15 protein-coding genes are annotated in these 22,199 nt (G+C 37.7%); 6 read left to right on the forward strand and 9 right to left on the reverse strand.

Features of this window, described 5'->3' with window-relative positions:
* The first annotated feature begins 233 nt into the window (after window positions 1-233).
* A complete protein-coding gene (locus VEIS1202513_RS06035) occupies window positions 234-1,532 on the forward strand; it encodes a DEAD/DEAH box helicase (protein ID WP_213467019.1) in 1,299 nt (432 codons plus the stop codon).
* Between the two features lie 178 nt (window positions 1,533-1,710).
* Here the strand turns inward: VEIS1202513_RS06035 and VEIS1202513_RS06040 are convergent, their stop codons facing one another.
* On the reverse strand, window positions 1,711-4,020 hold the full coding sequence (locus tag VEIS1202513_RS06040) for a DNA topoisomerase 3 (protein WP_213467020.1): 2,310 nt from the start codon (window positions 4,018-4,020) through the stop codon (window positions 1,711-1,713).
* Between the two features lie 176 nt (window positions 4,021-4,196).
* Here VEIS1202513_RS06040 and VEIS1202513_RS06045 point away from each other — a divergent pair, with 176 nt between their 5' ends.
* On the forward strand, window positions 4,197-5,792 hold the full coding sequence (locus VEIS1202513_RS06045; RefSeq protein WP_060924805.1) for a peptide chain release factor 3: 1,596 nt from the start codon (window positions 4,197-4,199) through the stop codon (window positions 5,790-5,792).
* A 475-nt stretch (window positions 5,793-6,267) separates the two neighbouring features.
* Window positions 6,268-7,515 (forward strand): sodium/glutamate symporter, encoded by a 1,248-nt coding sequence (locus VEIS1202513_RS06050; RefSeq protein ID WP_213467021.1) that lies wholly within the window; start codon window positions 6,268-6,270, stop codon window positions 7,513-7,515.
* Between the two features lie 88 nt (window positions 7,516-7,603).
* Here VEIS1202513_RS06050 and rsmA read toward each other — a convergent pair whose 3' ends face one another.
* A complete protein-coding gene (gene rsmA / locus VEIS1202513_RS06055) occupies window positions 7,604-8,458 on the reverse strand; it encodes a 16S rRNA (adenine(1518)-N(6)/adenine(1519)-N(6))-dimethyltransferase RsmA (RefSeq protein WP_213467023.1) in 855 nt (284 codons plus the stop codon).
* A gap of 13 nt (window positions 8,459-8,471) precedes the next feature.
* Window positions 8,472-8,999: a ribonuclease M5 gene (gene rnmV, locus VEIS1202513_RS06060; protein ID WP_213467025.1), complete on the reverse strand. Its 528-nt coding sequence runs from the start codon at window positions 8,997-8,999 to the stop codon at window positions 8,472-8,474.
* A gap of 104 nt (window positions 9,000-9,103) precedes the next feature.
* On the opposite strand from rnmV, the gene VEIS1202513_RS06065 reads away from it, so the two are divergent.
* The 3 genes from VEIS1202513_RS06065 (at window position 9,104) to msrB (ending at window position 12,484) form a co-directional block, all read left to right on the forward strand.
* Entirely contained in the window at window positions 9,104-10,042 is a 939-nt protein-coding gene (locus VEIS1202513_RS06065) for a LysR family transcriptional regulator (RefSeq protein WP_005387104.1), read from the forward strand.
* 381 nt (window positions 10,043-10,423) lie between these two features.
* Window positions 10,424-11,545 carry a 5-methyltetrahydropteroyltriglutamate--homocysteine S-methyltransferase gene (locus VEIS1202513_RS06070; protein WP_213467027.1) on the forward strand — a complete coding sequence of 374 codons (1,122 nt, stop codon included), beginning with the start codon at window positions 10,424-10,426 and terminating at the stop codon, window positions 11,543-11,545.
* Entirely contained in the window at window positions 11,546-12,484 is a 939-nt protein-coding gene (msrB, locus tag VEIS1202513_RS06075) for a peptide-methionine (R)-S-oxide reductase MsrB (RefSeq protein WP_213467028.1), read from the forward strand.
* A gap of 157 nt (window positions 12,485-12,641) precedes the next feature.
* On the opposite strand, the gene VEIS1202513_RS06080 is transcribed toward msrB, so the two are convergent.
* The 6 genes from VEIS1202513_RS06080 to metG all read right to left on the reverse strand — a co-directional run bounded on the left by VEIS1202513_RS06080 (window position 12,642) and on the right by metG (window position 22,185).
* On the reverse strand, window positions 12,642-13,619 hold the full coding sequence (locus VEIS1202513_RS06080) for a resuscitation-promoting factor (RefSeq protein ID WP_005387109.1): 978 nt from the start codon (window positions 13,617-13,619) through the stop codon (window positions 12,642-12,644).
* A gap of 426 nt (window positions 13,620-14,045) precedes the next feature.
* Window positions 14,046-16,163: a polyphosphate kinase 1 gene (ppk1, locus tag VEIS1202513_RS06085; RefSeq protein ID WP_213467030.1), complete on the reverse strand. Its 2,118-nt coding sequence runs from the start codon at window positions 16,161-16,163 to the stop codon at window positions 14,046-14,048.
* Complete coding sequence (locus VEIS1202513_RS06090) at window positions 16,153-17,718, reverse strand: Ppx/GppA phosphatase family protein (protein WP_213467032.1); 1,566 nt, start codon at window positions 17,716-17,718, stop codon at window positions 16,153-16,155. The genes ppk1 and VEIS1202513_RS06090 overlap by 11 nt, the downstream gene beginning before the upstream one ends.
* Window positions 17,718-19,265 carry a Ppx/GppA phosphatase family protein gene (locus tag VEIS1202513_RS06095; RefSeq protein ID WP_213467034.1) on the reverse strand — a complete coding sequence of 516 codons (1,548 nt, stop codon included), beginning with the start codon at window positions 19,263-19,265 and terminating at the stop codon, window positions 17,718-17,720. The genes VEIS1202513_RS06090 and VEIS1202513_RS06095 overlap by 1 nt, the downstream gene beginning before the upstream one ends.
* A 203-nt stretch (window positions 19,266-19,468) precedes the next feature.
* Entirely contained in the window at window positions 19,469-20,239 is a 771-nt protein-coding gene (locus VEIS1202513_RS06100) for a TatD family hydrolase (protein ID WP_213467035.1), read from the reverse strand.
* Window positions 20,239-22,185, reverse strand: a complete 1,947-nt coding sequence (gene metG / locus VEIS1202513_RS06105) for a methionine--tRNA ligase (RefSeq protein WP_213467036.1) — start codon at window positions 22,183-22,185, stop codon at window positions 20,239-20,241. Before metG ends, VEIS1202513_RS06100 begins: the two co-directional genes overlap by 1 nt.
* Window positions 22,186-22,199: the final 14 nt, after the last annotated feature.

Consider the following 22,199-nt stretch of genomic DNA (forward strand, 5'->3'; position numbering starts at 1 on the left):
TATGAATATTTTAATGTTTTTTATTCTCATAAACATTTATTCAAATCGTCATTTCTCAATTTATTATCAATTAGTATCTTCAACAATCGCATCATTAGTTTTACAAATTTACTATAGTGCCATGTAAAATTAGCCATATAAAATTAGTACTCTATGTAATGATTCAATTTATTTGCCCCTACTATGTGCATAAGGTATAATTAATATAATATGTATTATAGAAAGGACGATCCATGAAATCTTTTAAATCTCTAGGCGTTTGTGATGAACTCATCCAAGCCCTTCAAAAACAAGGTATCAAGGAGCCAACTCCAATTCAAGAACAAGCCATTCCTGTCGTATTTAAAGGGAATGATGTTATAGCAAAAGCTCAAACAGGCACAGGCAAAACATTAGCCTTCTTACTGCCGATTCTGCAACGTGTTCACACCGATGTGCATCAAGAACAAGTGCTCATTATTGCACCTACCCGTGAGCTTGTAAAACAAATCTCCGATGAAGCAAAAGAAATAGGTTCTATTTTAAATGTAGACATTCTTCCTCTTATCGGCGGTAAAACGATTGAAGCCCAGTTACAACAATTAGGACGCCGTCCGCAAGTTATCTTAGGTACGCCTGGTCGCCTATTAGACCATGCTAAACGGGGTTCACTCCACTTAGATTGTATCCGTCGTGTCGTACTCGATGAAGCTGACCAAATGCTTCATATGGGTTTCTTACCAGACATTGAAAACCTCATTAGCCAAACAGATGCAAACAGACAACTTCTATTATTCTCTGCAACGATTCCTGATAAGATTAGAAATCTTGCAAAAGCGTATATGTCCAAACCAGCTTCTGTAACAGCTGAGGGTAAACATGTTACACTTGAATCAATCGATCAACGCGTATACATGATGAACCCAGAAGAAAAAACGCAACGTCTCATCAAAATGATCGAAGAAGACAACCCATTCTTAGCAATTGTGTTCTGTAATAAGCGTGAAGGTGCTGTTCGCTTATCCTATGAGTTAACTGCAGCAGGCCTAAATATTGCTGAAATACATGGCGATTTGACACAAGGTCGACGCACTCAAATATTACGTGATTTCGCAAAGGCTAAAACACAAATCTTAGTAGCAACAGATATTGCAGCTCGCGGTATTGACATTGAAGGCATTACACATGTTTATAACTACGACGTACCACGTGACGTAGATTACTATATCCACCGTATTGGCCGTACTGGTCGTGCAGGCAACTCTGGTGTGGCCGTTACATTTGCTACGCCGCAAGATGAATCTTGGTTACGTCGCATTGAGCGCGCCATCCAAGCAACGCTTACTAAATACACTAAAGATGGACAAATTAAGACTAAAGGTAATGCAAGTGCGGCACCTAAACGTGCAAAGTCATCTGGCAAACCTAAGATTACAAGTTCCTATCAATCTACAAAGGCTAAAGCTCATAAAGCTCGTGGCCACAAAGGCGCTAATACACGCCAACGCCGTACATCCACATCCCAAACAGGACGTCGTGGCAAACGTAGATAATAGAACATTTATATTTATTGTTTAGTAGATGAAGATATCATAAGTAGATAAAGATATTATTTATCTTCAAAAAATATATCAATAAAAAGACGCGTACAGCTATGCTGTGCGCGTCTTTTTATAATCAAACTACATTTGTAGTTTCTATATTTTATTATATATTTAACTATAATAGTATTTACTTGTTTACGTAAATACTTGGTACTCCATCTACATCGGAGCACTGAGTTTTACATTGAGATCGATTACTGCATATCCAGTTAATACGTCCTCTCACCTCTTGTTTAACAAAATACCCTTCTTTACATCGCGGGCATTTATATTGCTTATCTTCGTCAGACACAGTGATATTACTTTCACCCTTTGAAGTATCCCCCTCAACAGGTTGTGTATGTTTGCAAGCCGGATAATTAGTACAGCCTAAAAAAGCACCAAATTTACCATTACGTTGTTGCATTCTGCCCTTATTACACTTAGGACAGACCGGCAAAGAAGATAGATCTACATCAGTATTATCCATTGGACGTTTCCGATTTTGATTCGTTATGGTACGAACTACATTGGGCATCATCTGACCAGAGTTTACCTGTTTATCAAAGCCAAGCTTATCGATCAATAATTGCAAAAACTTAACTTGATCAGATAAGAAGGAATCTAAGGTATCCTCCCCTTCACTCATGAGGGCCAAGCGTTCTTCCCAAACAGCCGTTTCATCAGGATATAACAATTCATCAGGCAAAGCATCTACTAAAAGGTAGCCCGTTTCCGTAGGTGATAGAACTTGCTTCTTACCAGATGTTTTCATAAAGCCACGACTGATAAGTTCGTCAATAATATTGGCACGAGTCGCCTCTGTACCAATACCAGATACAGCCTTTAATTGCTTTTTCAAGTCTTCATTTTTTACAAACTTGTGAATTTCCTTCATCGCTTGTAACAACGTAGACGGTGTAAAGCGAGAAGGCGGCTTAGTTTGCTTCGCCTCTACAGAGGAATCCGTGTAAAGCACAGAATCATTTTTCTTAACCGCAGGCAAATGATCTGTTTCTTCAATAGCCTCTTTTTTAGAGTCTGTTTCTGCACCACGTTCATCAGTTAAATCAGGTTCATCATTATCTGTCACAGATTTAGACTTTTGTCGTTTATAAAGTAATTTCCATCCTTCGTCTATAACTACACGGCCATTGGCAACAAACTCTTCTTTGCATTGCTCCACGACGATTTTAGTTTGCTCATAAATATGTTCGCCATAAAACTGAGCAATATAGGCCTGACTAATGAGGAAGTAAATATTGCGTTCCTCACGGGACAAACTATTTATATTACAAGCTACGGTCGTAGGAATTATAGCATGATGGGCTGTAATCTTCTTTTCATTCCAAGCGCGGCTCTTAATGGAGCGGTCTGCATCAGTAGCCCACTGTGCTAGTCTTTCATCTCCTGCATTCTGTAAATTATTGAGAATTGCATTGCGGTCACCATATTGATTTGGTGGTAAATATTCACAATCAGAACGAGGGTATGTAGTCAATTTCTTTTCATATAGTTTCTGTGCTGTATCAAGTACAGTTTGCGGATCATAGGAAAAAGCTTTACCAGCTAATACCTGCAAAGATGATAGAGACAATGGTAAACGCTGTACATCTTTCTTTTTAGATTTTGTAACAGCTTTAATAACTCCATCTGACCCCGCCTGTAAGCGCTCTACTAATTCATCGGCTATGGCTTTATTAATAAGACGTCCATCTGGGTCAAGCCCCTTTTGTTCGTCTGTAGGCTGCCACGTAGCCCAGAATACACCATTTGGATGATTATATAAAACCTTTAATGTAAAATAATCGACCGGTTTAAATGCCGCTAGTTCTCGCTCTCTGCGCACAACAAGGGCTAATGTTGGAGTCTTAACACGACCGATAGGTAATGTTACTTTATTACCTTTATAACGTTCAGACAATGTATAGGCACGAGATAAATTCATGCCAATAAGCCAGTCTGCACGTGCTCTAGCCAATGCAGATTGATATAGATTGTGAAAGTCTTTATTATCCCGTAGATCATTTAATGCGGCACGAACAGATTTTTCGTCCAATGCATTTAGCAAGATACGTTGTACAGGTTTTGTATTTCCTACATAATATAATACTTCATCAACCAACAATTGACCTTCCCTGTCCGGGTCACCTGCGTTGACGATAATGTCCGCTTTACCGATTAATTCTTTTACAGTCTCAAACTGTTGACGACTACTATCCGTAACGAGTAATTTCCACTCATCAGGCACAATAGGTAAATCTTGAGGGCGCCAGCGGATATATTTATCATCGTAATCACCAGGTTCTGCTTGATGTAATACGTGCCCTACAACCCAAGTCACCACATCATCACCTTGGATAAAATAGCCATTCCGTTTTTGGATATTCTTGTTTTCTGGCAAGCATTTACTAATTTCGCGAGCCATGGATGGCTTTTCCGCAATAAATAACCTCATGGTCCCCCTCCTTAACATAAAATAACGGCTATTCCCCAAGCCGCTCTTTGAAATCTCATTATACTACAATTTAGTGGTCATAACTACCAAAATCATGTATAATTTTAAAGATATGAATGGTGTGAAGATGATATATTAAAATAAGACTTTCACAAACGAAACAATAGAGGTGAACTATGACATTTTTAGAAGAAGTGCAACGTCGGCGTACGTTTGCTATCATATCTCACCCGGATGCGGGTAAAACTACATTAACAGAAAAACTACTTTTATACGGTGGTGCCATTCACTTAGCGGGGTCCGTTAAGTCTCGTAAAACAGCAAAACACGCCGTATCTGACTGGATGGAAATCGAAAAACAACGTGGTATCTCCGTAACGAGTTCCGTATTACAATTTGACTACGATGGCTGTCGTGTCAACATTCTTGATACTCCTGGTCACCAAGACTTCTCTGAAGATACATACCGTACATTGATGGCTGCCGATAGCGCTGTCATGCTTATCGACGTTGCAAAAGGTGTCGAAGCACAAACGAAAAAACTATTTGCCGTATCTAAAGAACGCGGTATTCCTATCTTTACCTTTGTAAATAAAATTGACCATTTCGGTCGCAGCCCATTTGACTTGATGGAAGAAATCGAAAACGTTCTTGGCATTCGTACATGCCCTATGAACTGGCCAATTGGTATCAACGGTGAATACAAAGGCGTATACGATAGAGAACACGAAACTATCGAGCTCTTCGCAAAAGACGAAACACATGGTCAAGAAAAGCTAGCCTCTGAAAAAGGTGCTTTGACTGATCCTCGTATGAAAGAATTATTAGGTGACGATGTATATCAAGCATTGCTTGATGATATCGAATTATTAGACGTTGCTGGCGATCCATTCGATTTTGATAAAGTTCGTGCAGGCGAATTAACACCTATGTTCTTCGGTTCTGCTATGACTAACTTTGGGGTAAAACCATTCTTAGAAAAATTCTTAGAACTAGCTCCATCCCCTGCTCCACGACAAGCCGTGGAAGAAATGGTGCAACCTACGAGCGAAGACTTCTCCGCTTTAGTATTTAAAATTCAAGCGAATATGGACCCTAATCACCATGACCGCATCGTATTTATGCGTATCTGCTCTGGTAAATTCGAAAAGGGTATGTCCGTATTGCATCGCCAATCTAACAAAACGATTCGCTTGTCTCAGCCTCAACAATTCTTGGCTACAGAACGTACCATCGTAGAAGATGCATATCCTGGTGATATTATCGGTGTCTTTGATGCTGGCACAATGGGCGTAGGCGATACACTATGTGCACAAAAACACAAGGTAACATTTGGAGACTTCCCTGTATTCCCACCAGAATTCTTCGCCCGCGTATCTCCAAAAGATACTATGAAGCGTAAGCAATTCCAAAAAGGCATGACTCAATTAGCCCAAGAAGGTGCTGTCCAAATCTTCGAACAACCAGGTGCTCTCGACTCCTTCGTAGTTGGTGCCGTAGGTATGCTTCAATTTGAAGTTTTAGAATACCGTTTAAAAAATGAATATGGTGTTGATTTATTAAATAATACATTGCCATACAGTGTTGCTCGTTGGATTGATGGTGAAGTAGATATTGCGTCTTTAAAAGGTGTAGATAATGCGATGATTGTTAAGGATAATCGCGATCGTACTGTAGTGCTTATCTCCAATGAATGGCAAATGGGTTGGGTTCAAGAGCGTAATCCTGATGTTACATTCTTAACAACCCCAAAACTTCATCACGAACTATAGTATTGCCGTTTATAGCTTATCTTTCTAAATCTATACTTCGCACTTCTAAATGCGAGATGTACTATGTAGCAGACAGTGGCTTAACTGCAAACCTCAATAGTTAAGCACACTATAAATCCTCAGATAATAACAACTGGAATATATTTCTCAATATATAAAAATTAGAAATATATTCCAGTTTATTTTTTTATAACAGGCAGGAAAATCACAGAATTTAGTCGAATACATATAGTATGATTATGTAGGGAAGTAATTTATACTATTACTTTCTTGTATTTTTGTATATAATATAAATGTATTATAAAATGATATATACTTAACATAGTTATATATTATCTAATGGTTTTACTGTTGTTGTGAGTGTTGAAAATAAATAATATATAATTATTATACCTTATATATTCTATAGTTTTTTTCGACCATTCATGATACCATAAAATATAAGTTTTATTTTTTATTTTAAAGGAGTGATTTTATGCCACTTATTGACTTAGCGTTAGTCAACGATGTATGGACATTGAAACTGTCCATGATCCAAACTGTAGGCCTCGCTGTAATCACGTTATTCATTGGTACTTGGATTAACAAGCATTCCAAGTTCTTGCAACGTATGTGTATGCCTGCACCAGCTGTAGGGGCTTTGCCATTTGCATTCTTAACTGCCATTCTTTCTTACTATAAGATTTTGAACATTACCTTTGAAGGCTCCCTACAAACATTCTTAATGCTTGCCTTCTTTACTACTATCGGTTTGATGGCTTCTTTGAAAGTCCTCAAAAAAGGCGGTATCTTCATTCTCTTCTTCTTCCTCGCTTGTGCAGTATGGATTGTTGTACAAAACACAGCAGGTATTATGATTGCTAAAGCGTTAGGTATTGAACCAATCATCGGTATTATGGCTGGTTCCGTATCCATGATTGGTGGTCTTGGTACTGCTGGCGCCTTCGGTCCATATTACGAACAATTGCTTGGTATCCCTGGTACAGCATCCGCAGCGGTTGCAGCCGCAACATTCGGCATGGTAGCAGGTACAATTCTCGGTGCTCCTGTAGGTGAACGCATTATTAAAATGCACAAAGTTAAAACACCTTACGAAAACCCAGAGTTAATGGAAGATGAAGGCATTGACATGATCGAAGATCACGTTGAAAGTGGTGGCAAACAGTTCAATTCCCAAGATCTTTTAACAATCTGTATGTGGATTGGCCTTGCATTAGGTATCGGTACTATCGTAAGTGCTGGTTTATCTATCTTAACTCCACTTCCTGCATATATCGGCGCAATGATTTGTGCAGCTGTAATCCGTAACTACGGTGATTTCACTAAAGCTTACAAAATCAACGATGCAGCTCTTGATGCAGTATCCAATGTAGCATTATCTCTATTCGTAACTATGGCTATCAATAGCTTGAAACTAGTTCAATTAATCGATCTTGCTTTACCACTTATTACAATTTTACTAGCACAATGTGTACTTATCTGTGTATTTGCATACCTTATCTACTTCATCTTTGGTCGCAACTACGATGCTGTTATGCTTGGCGCTGGTGCCATCGGCTTCGGCTTAGGTGCTACACCAAATGCATTGGTTAATATGTTATCCTTAGCAAGTAAACATGGTCCATCCCCTCGTGCATGGCTCGTAGTTTCCTTGGTAGGTGCATTCTTAATCGACTTTGCTAATGCTTTCCTAATTACAACAATGGCTGGCATTCTTTACTAAATAAAAAGGACCCATTTGGGTCCTTTTTTCATGAAAAGAGCTCATTAGAATGATATGTTATCAATCTAATGAGCTCTTTTACATTATCCTATTTAATTAAAGCAGCCCATGCATTGGCTACATCAGCAAACTCTTGAAGAGTGAATGTCTCTCCTCTTCGTTGCCCATCGATATTAGCTTTTGCTAATAGCTCTTCGATTCTGTCTTTTGATAAGCCCGTTGTTTTCATTGTATTAGCGAATGTTTTACGTCGTTGCGCAAAACCAGCTTTCACAACTCGGAAGAATAGTTTCTCGTCAATAACATCAACAGGAGGCTTGTCACGCAATACGCAGCGAATAACAGAACTCGTTACAGCTGGAGCCGGCAAGAAAGATTTAGGCGGTACATCAAGTACAATATTGGGCTCAGTATAGTACTGTACAGCTACAGATAGTGCACCATAATCCTTTGTACCTGGCTTAGCCACCATACGTAAGGCCACCTCTTTTTGCACCATTACAACAAGGCGTTCTATCGGTAATTTACTTTCCAATAGAGACATAATAATAGGTGTTGTAATATAGTATGGCAAATTAGCAACCACTTTAAATGGTTTATGGTTCATAATGGTTGGCACATCGAGTTTCAACACATCACCATGGACAATACGTACATTGTCATAAGAGGCCAATGTAGTATCTAGAACCTCTAATAAGCGACGGTCTAATTCAATGGCAGTTACATCAGCACCACTTTGTGCTAACCCCTGTGTCAATGTCCCAATACCAGGACCTACCTCTAGTACAGGTTCACCAGGTGTTAATTCTGCAGCATGTACAATTTCGTCTACAATACCTCTCTTAATAAGAAAGTTCTGCCCTAATTTCTTACTCATTTTAATATCGAAGCGTTTACATATATAATGTACTACTTCAGGGCTTGCAATTACTGATTCTAACATCTTAACTCCTATTTTAACTATTTACAGCCTCTTCAAAAGCATCTCGACTTATACCATAGTGATTTAAACGGTATAAAAACTGTTTCCCATTGCCATAACCAATGCCTAACTTAGCACCAATAACCGCACGGCGAGCAGCACTATCTGACATGCCTGATAACCCATGACGAACTAGATCTACCATAGAAAATTCGTTAGATGATTCCAAGGATTCTACATGTAATGAAGATAAAGCCTTTCTAATGGATTCAGGAGATGCTTGTTCTATGCCAATATCATCATTTGCAAACGCTTCATCACGAGGGACAAAAGCATGCTGTGCATTAGGGAATTTTTTTGTTAATACACGACGAATTCTCTCCCCTGCTGTATCAGGATCGGTTAATATGATAATACCTCGCTTTTCATAAGCTACACGAATCATATCAATAACACCTTTACGAAGTGTAAACCCCTCTGTAGCAATACAGTCTGCTTCCACGGCTTGTGCAATACGTTGTATATCAGATTTTCCTTCTACGACGATGACTTGTTTAAGCATAGGTCCTCCTTTATTCTATTAGTACATTGTAACATATATATAACATTGCTTAAATACTTATAATCGAGTAGTATAAGTAGTGTAATATATAAAAGGAGGCCATTATGACCTTACAACAATTAAAGTATGTCACAACAATTGCAAATATAGGCAGTATTAGTGAAGCTGCTAAGAGACTCTTCGTGTCTCAACCAAGTCTAACAAAGGCTATTAAGGAATTGGAAAAGGAAATGGGCATTACCATTTTCGACCGTACCAATAAAGGGATTACTGTTTCTAAAGAAGGGGAACGTTTCCTCGGCTATGCACGCCAAGTACTAGAACAAGCTGCTTTATTGGAAGAGCAATATAAAAGCCAAAGCGGTGGTAAAAAACAATTCTCTGTTTCTACGCAACATTACTCCTTTGCAGTTAACGCCTTTGTAGAGCTTTTAAAAGGCGCAGGCATCGATCAATATGATGTATCCTTACGGGAAACTCAAACCTATGAAATCATTGATGACGTAGCTCATATGAAGAGTGAGATTGGTTTACTCTTCTATAATGATTTTAATAGACCTGTACTAGAGAAATTAATTCACACTAATGAATTAACATTTACAGAATTATTTACTGCACACCCACATATTTTCATAGGCAAAAACCATCCACTAGCTAATAAAAAGGTTGTGTCTATGGACGAATTAGAGGAATATCCATATATCTCCTTTGAACAAGGCGATCACAACTCCTTCTATTTTTCTGAAGAAATCTTTAGTACCGTTGTACGACCAAAACATATTCGTGTACGCGATAGAGCTTCCCTCTTTAGTTTATTGCTTGGTCTAGATGGATATACCGTATCTAGTGGTGTCATCGATGAAGAAGTAAATGGGGAAAATATTATCTCTGTACCTCTCGCCGAAGAAGGTTTGATGCATATTGGTTACATTACTAATAACAAGATGCATCGCAGCCGTTTAGGGCAAGAATATATTCAAGCCTTAGAACAGTATGTAGGCAACTACGGCAGACATATTAAACTACCTGAAACAAAAGAATAATATTGTAGGATTCTTGATTATATTTCAACTGCTCTACATAACAGTTTAACTTTAAATAAAAGCACTCTCGATTTTGAACTGTACCTCGAAAAATTGTATCCAATTTTTTGGGTACAGTTCATTTAGAGAGTGCTTTTTAATATATGTAGAATATCTAACTACTATCAAATACGCCGAAGAAAAGCATAGGATACTCTACAATTGAGTTGATACTATATTACTTTCATATCTCGATATAACTGAAACCAAAAAATAATCCGCTGATATAACTTAAAACTATATACAACATTAATATATTGATATTTTTATATATGCTCATCCTTAGTTATAATAAACCTATCGAATCTATCGGTTTTACCGTTTATATAAGGAGGATTATATATGTCCAAACAATTAGCACCATTTCATTTTGATATCGTAGGTTCCTTCCTACGCCCAGCAGAGTTAAAAGAAGCTCGTGAAGCTTTTACAAAAGGAAATATTACAAGAGAAGAACTAACAGCTGTTGAAGATCGTCTCATTACAGACCTCATTCAAAAACAAAAAGCTGCAGGTCTTCCTGTTATTACTGACGGTGAATTTCGCCGTGCATACTGGCACTTAGACTTCATGTGGGGATTCAATGGCGTAAAAGAAATTGAACTTGAACACGGTTACAAATTCGTTGGTCAAGAAACTGCGCCAGGATCCCTCGCCCTTACTGGTAAAATTACAGGTACTAACCATCCATTTGTAGAACATTTCAAATTCGTAAAACAATTTGAAGATGAACATACTACAGCTCGTCAAACAATTCCTGCTCCATCCCAATTCTTAGCCGAATTATTCCGCGAGGATAACGGTATTACAACACGCTCCTTCTACCCTGATTTAGAAGAATTAATTCAAGACATTGCTGCTGCATACCGTCAAGTAATTAAAGACCTCTATGAAGCAGGTTGCCGCAACATCCAATTTGATGATTGCACTTGGGGTATGTGCTGTGACCACGCTTACTGGACTGGTCGCCAAAAAGATAAAAGTGTTACTATTGAAGGCGAAACAGCTAAGTACCTACGCTTAAACAACTTAGCGCTTGAAGGTCGCCCTCATGACTTAGCGTTCACAACCCATGTATGCCGTGGTAATTATAACTCTACTTGGGCTGCTAGCGGTGGCTATGAACCAGTTGCACCAATTCTATTTGCAAAAGAAAATGTAGATGCTTACTACTTAGAATTTGACGATGATCGCTCTGGTGGCTTTGAACCATTGCGTGAAGTGTCTCCTAATAAAAAGGTCGTATTAGGTCTTATTACATCTAAACGCCCAGAATTAGAAGATAAAGAAGTCATCAAAGAACGAATCAAAGAAGCTACCAAATATATTCCACTCGATAGACTTTGCCTATCCCCTCAATGTGGCTTTGCATCTTGTGAAATTGGTAACCAATTGACTGAAGAACAACAATGGGCTAAACTTACATTAGTTAAAGAAATAGCTCACGAAGTTTGGGGTGATTAAATGAACGAACACACCATATATTTAGGAGGCGGTTGTTTCTGGGGCCTTCAAGGGTATATCAAAAAAATCTCTGGTGTCATTTCCACTGAAGTAGGCTATGCTAATGGACCTACTGAAAATCCAAGTTATGAAGATGTCTGTCACGATAGTGGTCACGTGGAAGCTCTAAAAGTTACATACGATGCGGATGTACTCTCCTTAGATCACTTAATTCAATACTTTTTACGCGCCATTGATCCATTCAGTGTTAATAAACAAGGTGGTGACGTAGGTATTCAATATCGAACTGGTATTTACTATATAGATAAAGCCGACAAAACTATTATTGAAAGTACCTTGGCTCGTGCCCAATCCTTCGAAGGAAAGCCATTTGCTATTGAAGTATTACCTCTATCAAACTACTACTCTGCAGAGGAATATCACCAAGATTACTTAGATAAAAATCCTAATGGCTATTGTCATATTCCACTAGGCTTATCCAATGAACCACTTATAGATGACAACGCATATAACAAGCCTTCCGAAGAAGACCTTAAGGCTTTATCTCCGCAAGAGTTCGAAGTTACACAAAACTCTGCTACAGATGCGCCTTTTAGTCATGAATTAACAGATGAATTTAAAGCAGGTCTCTACGTAGATATCACTACGGGAGAACCTCTCTTCGTTTCTGCTCATAAATTCGAATCTCACTGTGGTTGGCCAAGTTTCACAAAGCCAATTGCGAAGGATGTTATTAAATATTATCAAGATGACTCACATGGCATGAAGCGTATCGAAGTGCGTAGCCGCATTGGTAACGCCCATTTAGGCCATGTATTTGAAGATGGACCTAATGGATCACTTCGCTACTGTATCAATGGATCTGCCTTACGATTTATCCCGAAAGATGAATTAAAAGGTACAAAATACGAATATCTAATTCCATATATTGAAGACTAAAAAAGGGCGCCTTAATCATAAGGCGTCCTTTTAGTATACATAATGATTGCTTACTAAGTATAATATATTATGATACATATTTACTAAGTAGACGGTAACTATATAAACCATATAAAAAGAGGATATATCTATTAGATATATCCTCTAAATTATTATATTAATCCAACACGTATACTGTAACGTCTTGGCGACCAAAGTCCATAGCCTCACCATAAGAGTCCATTACAAGGTCGATTTTATTACCCACAATAGCACCACCTGTATCGGCTGCAATAGCTTCACCGTAACCAGGAATAAATAAACGTGTGCCTAATGGAATAACATCTGGGTCAACAGCTGCAATACCACGTACTGCAGGTACACCAGTAGCTGTAATACCAGCGCCATCACCATCGCCAGCAAGGTAAGCAGAAGCTTCCATTACAATAGCACGAGATGAGCGACCAGCAATATTACGAGATGTAGTCACTTCACGAGTACCTTCTTTAATAATAGTAGGTACCATTTCGCGTTGTGTTACTTTAGATACGTCATTTGTCTTAATAACCGTACCATTACTATATAATGTTTCACGTTGTACACGTTCTAAACCAGGTTGACCAACTTGAACAACCTCTTCTTCACCTTGTGCCATTGTATCATCTTTTTGTCGAATTACTTGAATAGCAATTTCTTGATCTACTGTAGACAAGGAGCGGCTTGTTACTTGTGCAATTGTGATATGTGTACCACTTAATACAGAACCATTTGCATCACCTACTACGGCGTAGTTAGGCATTTTAAAACCAAGTTCATTAGCAACGCCTTGTGCAGTTGTTTCTGTAGTGAAAACAGCTCTAGTTTTACCATTAACAGTTACGTAAACTGGAATGGCGCGTACAACAGTTAATGTTGTACCATTTTGAACAGATGTTGAGCTGGAAATAACTTTATCATTTGGATTTAATTTAACCCCAGCATCGCGTACGATACCTTCGTTAGAATTTAAATGCGTTCTAACAGTGTGTGCTGCACCATCTACCATAACGGTAACAGTTTTATCATTATAAGAAAAACCTGTCATAGTTACAGCTGTTACAATCAATCCTGCAACAACAGACGAAATATATCGTTTGTGTGTCTTATGAATTCTCATATTGTAATCCCTCCTGTAATGTAACTATTCTACTACAGATAGATATAACCTGTCAAACAATATAGGTTAACAATAAGAGATAAACGCTTGTAAATACTGAGTTTTAAGTTATTTTATTTTCTATATTTTTCGCAAAAGTCCACTGTGTACGTACATATCGATATTTCTTAATACTATACAATATATTCCGAATTGTGTACATATATACGATACCACTACTATATATAGTATGTTGGTTTTTTTTATAATATAAATTGTATTTTTATGTGTTTTTGAATTGTTACCAATTTTTTCTACACATCCCGAAACTTCATTTTTATCTCATTTTTAAATATGTATACATGTAAAAAAGCCTGTAAAAACAGGCTTTTTCACTATTATGAAAATGTATTAAAATTCATCATTCAACACTACGTATGAATTTCACTATTTATTCATCTTAAACATTGGTTGTAAACGCTCAATTACGGTCATTGACTCCTTATGCTCATGGGCAATAGCCTCTTTCATAAGTTCTTCTTGAGCAGAAATTGGATGTTCTCGATCATTAATTTTACGATATGAACCATCGGCTCTCATAATATGAGCTTTTAAGGTATCTTCTAAATATAAATCCAATATAGCTTTAACGCGCTCCTTATGGCGTTTATCTTCAATAGGAATCATAAGTTCTACACGTTCATTTAAATTTCTTGGCATCCAGTCTGCACTAGATAAGAATAGACTTTCATTTCCCCCATTTCGGAAATAGAATAGACGATGATGTTCCAAGAACCGTCCTACCACTGAACGTACCGTTATATTATCGCTGACACCGGCAATACCAGGTCTTAGTGTACAAATACCACGAACTATAAGATCTATGCGAACACCTGCAGCAGAGGCTTCATATAATTTAGCAATAACTTCTTTATCGAGCAAGGAATTCATTTTACCAATAATATATGCTTCTTCACCTTGTTTAGCGAATTCTATTTCACGGTCAATTAATTCCATTATTTTTTCCCGCAAATTTAAAGGGGCTACAATAAATTTATTCCAAATTGGAGGATCGGAATAGCCAGAAATTAAATTAAAGAAACGAGATGCATCATCGCCATATTCATCGTTACACGTAAATATGCCACAGTCCGTATACATTCGAGCCGTCTTACCATTATAGTTACCTGTAGCTAAATGAACGTAACGTCTAATACCTGCATCCTCTCTGCGCACAACCATGGTAATCTTAGAATGAGTTTTAAGACCTTTCAAACCATAAATTACATGACAACCTGCCTTTTCTAAGCGGCGTGCCATATGGATATTATTCTCTTCATCAAAGCGTGCTTTAACCTCCATAAGTACGGTTACTTGCTTCCCATTATCCGCAGCCTTAATCAAGGATGCAATAATTGGAGAATCCCCACTTACGCGATACAAGGTTTGTTTAATAGCGAGCACATCTGGATCTGTAGCTGCTTGTGCAATAAATTGTTCTACTACAGCAAAAGACTCAAAAGGATGGTGGACGAAAAGATCTTGTTTTCCAATAACAGAAAATAGACTTTCCCCTTCGTGCTCTACTAATTCACTAGGTAGTTTAGGTTCAAATGGTACATAACGAAGCTGGTCAAGGCCTGGGTAGTTACAGAAATTAAAGTACATACGACAATCAAGATGACCGTCTATACGGTATACATCCTTTGGCTCTAATTCAACACTAGTGAGCACAAAGTCCAATAGATTATCCTTTACATCACCACAAACCTCTAATCGTACTGCATCACCACGACGTCGACGACGCAAAGATGCTTCTACCTCAGAAAGCAAATCTGTTGCTTCTTCTTCATCAATTTCTAAATCCGCATCACGAGTAATACGGAACACCATAAAATCTTCTATACCATAACCTTGGAAGAATTGAGTAGCATAATAGGTAATCACATCCTCCAAATATACAAAACGATGCTCTTTATTACTACGACTAGGTATTTCAATGATACGATTTAACACAGACGGAATTGGTAAGATTGCGATTTTATAATCTTTTGTACCATCTGGCAATACTTGAAAAATACGTATAATGGCATTGATGGTATGGTTTGTTAAAAATGGAAATGGGTGTCCAGAGTCAACGGCTAGAGGTGTTACAACAGGGTAGATATGTTCTTCAAAATAGTGACGTAACCAAGCCTTAGATTTCACATCTAACTGTTCTGGATAGGTAAAATAAAATCCATGAGATTCTAATTCAGACAATACATTCTTTAAATATGTACTTTGCATCGATACGAGGCGCTGTACAGACTCATCAATAGCCTTTAACTGTGCCTTAGCATCCATATGAGCCGCATCGTACTTAACAATGCCATTCACAACTTGATGACGTAATCCAGCCACACGAATCATAAAGAACTCATCTAAATTAGAGCTAGCAATAGCAATAAATCGAAGTCGTTCTAATAAAGGAGTATTAGTATCAATAGACTCTAATAAAACGCGCTGATTAAACTTTAACCAAGATAATTCACGGTTAAAATAATACTTTGCATTACTGAACATGACGATCCCCTCCCCTTACTAGTACAATTTCCATACCAAATACCTCTGTAAAATATTCCGAATCACGGTCAAAGGTCCACCATTCTAATGAAATATCCTCATTAGTACGACAGAATACATAAAGTACATTATCTCTTTCTTCCAATGTTACATCAGAGATTTTTTGATTGCTCCCCGCGTCGAGTGCACAAGCAACCCGAATGATGGCTACCAGCTTGGTAACTTGAATTTTTTGTAATTCTGTTAATGCATTGAAATATGCGTCGTCATCATTTGGAGTTCCCTTGTAGTGGTAATACACAACATTAGCAACTACTTGTTTTTCTTCTTCTGAAAGGCCAAATATATCTGTCCCCATTACAATATGATACGCATGCTCTCCATGATTTCGTAAATTAACGAACTTGCCTACAGAACAAAGAATGGCTGCAATACGACATAGATAGCCCCACCGTTCTGGTAAACCTTTATGTCGCAATGCTTTACAGAATAAGGAGCTAAATAGCTCTACCTCGGCATCATGAATTCGGTCTGTATGATATCTTGCAGCAACAGCACGCGCTAACTGTGCATTTTGTTCACGCAATTGATACATAAACGGATTATTCTCGGTTTCCACACCGTAGAACCAACTAATGCCTTGAGAGAATGAAAAGCTACTAAAAATTAAAGATTTCGGCCCTATAGCCGTAATAATTTCATTAAATAAAATCATGGTAGGCATTAAAATATTAGCCTTATATTCAGGTAATTTATAACGGTTCATCAACTTTGTTGCAGTTACACCATCAAAAGAATTAATAAGACCTTTAAATCGTTCTGGCTCAACAGTAATGATATCTTCTTTATTATTTTCTTGTCCCATTAAATGAGTCATATATTGCGCTTCGTCACCAGATAAGACAATACTATCAATATTAAAGGTTTGTAGTTCTTCACGGAGTGGTCCAATCATACGATGTAAATATTCCGTAATAGCCCTTGGAAACGATATAGAAGATCGTTGATTTCGATTAAATGACTCCATAACACGTAAGGAACCACTATGCATATTGCGTTGGAACAGTAAGCTTTCACCGCGCCAAACTGTTAAACCGACCCCACCAGATGTAATATCTAAGAATAATGTTGCCTTAGTAGGATCTGTCAGTTTATATTGATGCGTCATCTTGTAATATAACAAAGCATATTTGTAATATACCTCTTTCGGCATATCGATGACCTCAACACGCATCCCTGTTTGAATATAAATTTGATCTAAAATACTACGACGATTAGTAGCCTCACGTATTACTGTCGTACCATATAGTTTGGAACGAGTCACGCCATAATCGGCCATTAATTGCTTATATCCCTTTAAAATATGACAGATTTCTTCAATTGTTTTAAAACTCAACCGAGAGGTTTGAAATAACTCCTCCCCAAAGGTTACTTCTCGCGCTGCATAATCGATAACACGTACATCGTCTATGCCTTTATATTCTAATATGGTAATGCTCATGCTACTGGAGCCCACATGTAACACCGCATATCGTAATGCTTTTGGTAATGCCATTATGCCTCCTTACGAGATTCATGCCACTCTATTTCTAATGTTTTATTGAATTCCTTTTTGAAAGATTTTGAAAGTTTTTCTACAGCAGTTTTTATGACACTTACATCGCGTCCCTCTAGGTAAAATACCTTTATAGCTACACTCGTATATTTAATATTTACCTCTAAACTCTTAATAAATTGTTCATGACTTTCATCAAGAGCCTCTGCTATGGCTAAAATAATGGAAAGTTTTTGTCCTAGAAGACGTTGTTCTTGGTCTAACAATTTACCATACAAGAAATTCTTATATTCTTTTGGCGTCAATCCATGAGAGTTCATCACTAAAAATGCACTGAACGCTTGTTCCACATGGGAAATACCATATAAATTACTATTAACTAACATGTAACAACCATGACGAGCATGACTATAATAGTTAACTCGTTTGCCTATATCATGCAATAATCCCGCTGCGATTAAGCATCGTCTAAAGTTCTTATCCGCCTTATGAAGTGGCTCTAATGCATCATACAAAGTAGTGGCTAATTTCGTAATATATTTAGCATGCACTAGCTCATGCTTTGTCATACCTAGTAATACATTCTCCGCAGAGTGGAGTAAAATATCGTCGATAATTGGATTTCCACCTAAATAATTCTCTCCATAATAATCGTAAAATAAACCTTCCCGCAAACCGCAACCGCCCACAACGAGTGTCTTAGTATTTACATAGTTAAATAGTTCATCCACTATAGTAAGCCCTGCAATGATAATATCTGCACGGTCCGATGATAAACCACTAATTTTTTTACGAGCCTCTAAGGATTTACCTTTTACATCTTCCAAGATTTCGTGAAATCTATGATATGGTAGTTCATAATTATGTAGTTTCGTAATAGGATACGATAGCTTACGTTGATCTATTTTAGCAATATTACGAGCTGTACCACCTATACCTAATAAAGGAAGTTTTATATTTTGGAGCCACGTATGTTCCTTAATCGTTTTCTTTACGACCTTTGTCATTTTTTCTAATTCTTTAGGGGTATACTCATCTCCTTTTTGGTAGGTTCCTGTTAATGTGAGCGCCCCTATAGGCAAGCTAACAGCTTTCACAATATGTCGATTTTTTACTAGCGTTACCTCTGTACTAGCACCACCTAAGTCAAAGATGATAAAGTCTTTAAGACCAATTGTATTGATAACTCCCAGAAACCCAAGGCGAGCCTCTTCTTCGCCTGCAATACATTCTAAATCGAGTCCAGTTCGCTCTTTTACGGCTTTAATAAAAGCATCTCCATTTTTTGCTAACCGTACTGCAGCCGTAGCAACAGCTTTTATGGTATCTACCTCCATAGCATCAGCCATGTGAACAAAACCTTTTAGAGAGCGCAAAGAACGCTCCATAGCCTCTTTCGTTAACTCATGATTGCCCCACATATTTTCACTTAAGCGGACACTTTCTTTTTCTTGATATATGAGTCGATAACTACCGGTCTTAGAAATCTCATAAATGACAAAACGAACGGAGTTGGATCCTAAATCTATAAATGCAATACGTTTCATGCTACTAACCTCGACTTATTATAGTTCAGTATGAATATACTTAAGTATACCATAGAAAAACGCGATTCTCACCGATATGGGAGAATCGCGTTTTACAATTTATTATTCTAGTTATTCTTGGTGAATTTTATAATATCTAATACTAAAGCTATTAGAATTTTACCAATATTATTTACTAGCATACATGATTACGAGCATTCAAGTTATTTAATACCAAATACATGTTTACCATTATTATAGGCAATCTCTGAAAACTCATCAACATCAATGCCTTTAAGACTTGCAATTTCCTCTGCTACAAATTGAGTTTTGCTTGGATCGTTGCGACGGCCTCTAAATGGAGGTGGTGTCAAATATGGTGAGTCTGTTTCAATAAGAATTCGATCTAATGGTACTTGTTTAGCTACTTCTTTAAGGTTTGTAGACTTAGGGAATACCACAGGGCCCGCAAAGGATATGTAGAATCCTAATTTAATAGCTTCTTTTGCCATTTCCCAGCTACCAGAATAACAGTGGAAAATGCCCCAATTATCCTTACCTTCATTGCGCAAGATATTCATAATATCCCCGTGCGCATCGCGGTCATGAATGATAATTGGCAAATCTACTTCACGAGCAAGCTCTAATTGACGAATGAATACGCGTTTCTGTGTTTCACGGTCAGAAAAATCATAGTAATAATCTAATCCAATTTCACCGATAGCGCGGACCTTATCGTTGTTAAGGGCTTGATCCTTATAGAACTCATAGTCTTCTTCTGTAAAATCTTTAGACTCATGAGGATGTGTACCTACAGCGGCATATAAACGATCATACTGTTTTGCTAAAGCTAGTCCTGATTCAACAGTACCTCTATCTACCCCTGGAATCATAATGTATTCTACACCTGCATCAAAGCAGGCTTGTAGCATCTCATCACGATCATTATCAAAACGACCGTCGTTTACATGAGCATGTGTATCAAAGAGTTTCATTATTTAACCACACTTCCTGCTGGTAAAGATTCGATATTGGTTACTTCTAAATGTTCTTCCCAATCAGATGCAGATAGAATCATACCATAAGACTCAATGCCCATCATCTTTTTAGGAGCCAAGTTAGCCAAGTAAATTACCTTTTTACCAACCATAGTTTCTGGTTCGTAATATTGTGAGATACCACTTAATACCGTACGTTCTTCAACACCGATGTCCAATACGAATTTCAACAATTTTTTAGACTTAGGAACCTTTTCACAGCTAACAACTTTTGCTACACGAAGATCTAATTTTTCAAAGTCATCGTACGTAATATTTTCTTTTAATGGTGGAATATTAGATGTATCTACAGCTTCTTCAACTGTTTCTTCCACAACAACCTCTACCATTTCAGGAATTTCAAAACGTGGATAAATAGGATCACCTTTTACAACCTTTGTACCTGTTGGCATTGCCCCCCAAGTTTTAGCATCTTCTAATGTAGCATCACTAAAACCAGCAAGTCCTAATTGGTCCCAGATTTTTGGAGCACCTACAGGAATAACAGGGCTTACTAATATTGCAATAATACGCAATGCTTCTGCCAAGTGATACATAGCAGATTGCAAGCGTGCTTTATCATGAGCTTCTTCAGATTTAGCTAATACCCAAGGCATTGTTTCATCAATGTATTTATTCATGCGACCAATAAATGCCCATACGGACTTAATAGCTTTATTAAGCTCCATATTTTCCATAGCTGCTTCAAAATCTTTTGCCGTTTGAACAGCCAATGTGGAAACATCACGATCCAAATCATCCATATCATCGCATTTTGTAATCACACCATCATGGTATTTTTCAATCATGGCGATGGTACGATTCAACAAATTACCTAAGTCATTAGATAAGTCGGCATTGATTTTTGTAACGAAATTAGGCAATGTGAAGTTACCATCATTGCCAAGCGTAATTTCACTTAATAAATAATAACGCAAAGAATCGGCACCATAGGTATCGATCAATGGAATTGGGTCAATAACATTCCCCAAAGATTTACTCATCTTTGTACCGTCAACGATCATCCAACCGTGGCCAAATACCTTTTTAGGTAATGGCAATTCAAGACTCATGAGCATCATAGGCCAAATAATTGTATGGAAACGTACGATTTCCTTACCTACTAAGTGAAGATCTGCTGGCCAGTATTTTTTATATAATTCACCATCACCATCAAATGGAGAAAGGGCACTAATATAGTTTACCAATGCATCGAACCAAACATATACGACATGTTTAGGATCAAATGGTACCTTGATACCCCAGTCAAAGGATGTACGAGATACAGCTAAGTCTTCAAGTCCTTGTTTTACGAATTGGATCATTTCGTTACGACGAGATTCAGGTTGAATAAAATCAGGGTTTTCTTCGATAAATTTCAACCATTGATCTGTATATTTAGCGAGTTTAAAGAAGTAGCTTTCCTCTTTAACCTTTTCTACAGGACGACCACAATCTGGGCATGTATGATTTTCACCTAGCTTTTGCTCAGTCCAGAATGTTTCACAAGGTGTACAATACCAACCTTCATACTCAGCCTTGTAAATATCGCCTTTTTCATACGCTTTAGTGAAAAGCTCTTGTACTACCTTCTCATGGCGTTCATCAGTAGTACGAATGAAGTCATCGTTGGAAATATGCATTTTTTCCCACAATGCTTTAAAGCCGTTTACGATATTTGTAGTATATTCAAGAGGTGTAATACCTTGTGCTTCTGCAGCGCGTTGAATTTTTTGACCGTGTTCATCAGAACCAGTTAAGAAACGCACATCATAGCCAGCTAAGCGTTTAAAGCGCGCAATTGTATCGGCTACAGATGTACAATAGGTATGACCAATGTGCAACTTAGCACTTGGATAATAAATTGGTGTCGTAATATAATACGTTTTTTTTGTGTCTCCCATGATGAGTCTCCTTC

Origin of the sequence: Veillonella orientalis (assembly GCF_018406505.1) — a bacterium.
Lineage (GTDB): Bacteria > Bacillota > Negativicutes > Veillonellales > Veillonellaceae > Veillonella > Veillonella nakazawae.

Coding starts and splice junctions, on each gene's coding strand:
- VEIS1202513_RS06045 (WP_060924805.1), top strand. CDS start 4,197: ATGACATTTTTAGAAGAAGTGCAACGTCGGCGTACGTTTGCTATCATA.
- VEIS1202513_RS06065 (WP_005387104.1), top strand. CDS start 9,104: ATGACCTTACAACAATTAAAGTATGTCACAACAATTGCAAATATAGGC.
- VEIS1202513_RS06090 (WP_213467032.1), bottom strand. CDS start 17,718: ATGGCATTACCAAAAGCATTACGATATGCGGTGTTACATGTGGGCTCC.
- VEIS1202513_RS06080 (WP_005387109.1), bottom strand. CDS start 13,619: ATGAGAATTCATAAGACACACAAACGATATATTTCGTCTGTTGTTGCA.
- ppk1 (WP_213467030.1), bottom strand. CDS start 16,163: ATGTTCAGTAATGCAAAGTATTATTTTAACCGTGAATTATCTTGGTTA.
- VEIS1202513_RS06100 (WP_213467035.1), bottom strand. CDS start 20,239: ATGAAACTCTTTGATACACATGCTCATGTAAACGACGGTCGTTTTGAT.
- rsmA (WP_213467023.1), bottom strand. CDS start 8,458: ATGTTAGAATCAGTAATTGCAAGCCCTGAAGTAGTACATTATATATGT.
- msrB (WP_213467028.1), top strand. CDS start 11,546: ATGAACGAACACACCATATATTTAGGAGGCGGTTGTTTCTGGGGCCTT.
- VEIS1202513_RS06040 (WP_213467020.1), bottom strand. CDS start 4,020: ATGAGGTTATTTATTGCGGAAAAGCCATCCATGGCTCGCGAAATTAGT.
- VEIS1202513_RS06095 (WP_213467034.1), bottom strand. CDS start 19,265: ATGAAACGTATTGCATTTATAGATTTAGGATCCAACTCCGTTCGTTTT.
- VEIS1202513_RS06035 (WP_213467019.1), top strand. CDS start 234: ATGAAATCTTTTAAATCTCTAGGCGTTTGTGATGAACTCATCCAAGCC.
- metG (WP_213467036.1), bottom strand. CDS start 22,185: ATGGGAGACACAAAAAAAACGTATTATATTACGACACCAATTTATTAT.
- VEIS1202513_RS06070 (WP_213467027.1), top strand. CDS start 10,424: ATGTCCAAACAATTAGCACCATTTCATTTTGATATCGTAGGTTCCTTC.
- VEIS1202513_RS06050 (WP_213467021.1), top strand. CDS start 6,268: ATGCCACTTATTGACTTAGCGTTAGTCAACGATGTATGGACATTGAAA.
- rnmV (WP_213467025.1), bottom strand. CDS start 8,999: ATGCTTAAACAAGTCATCGTCGTAGAAGGAAAATCTGATATACAACGT.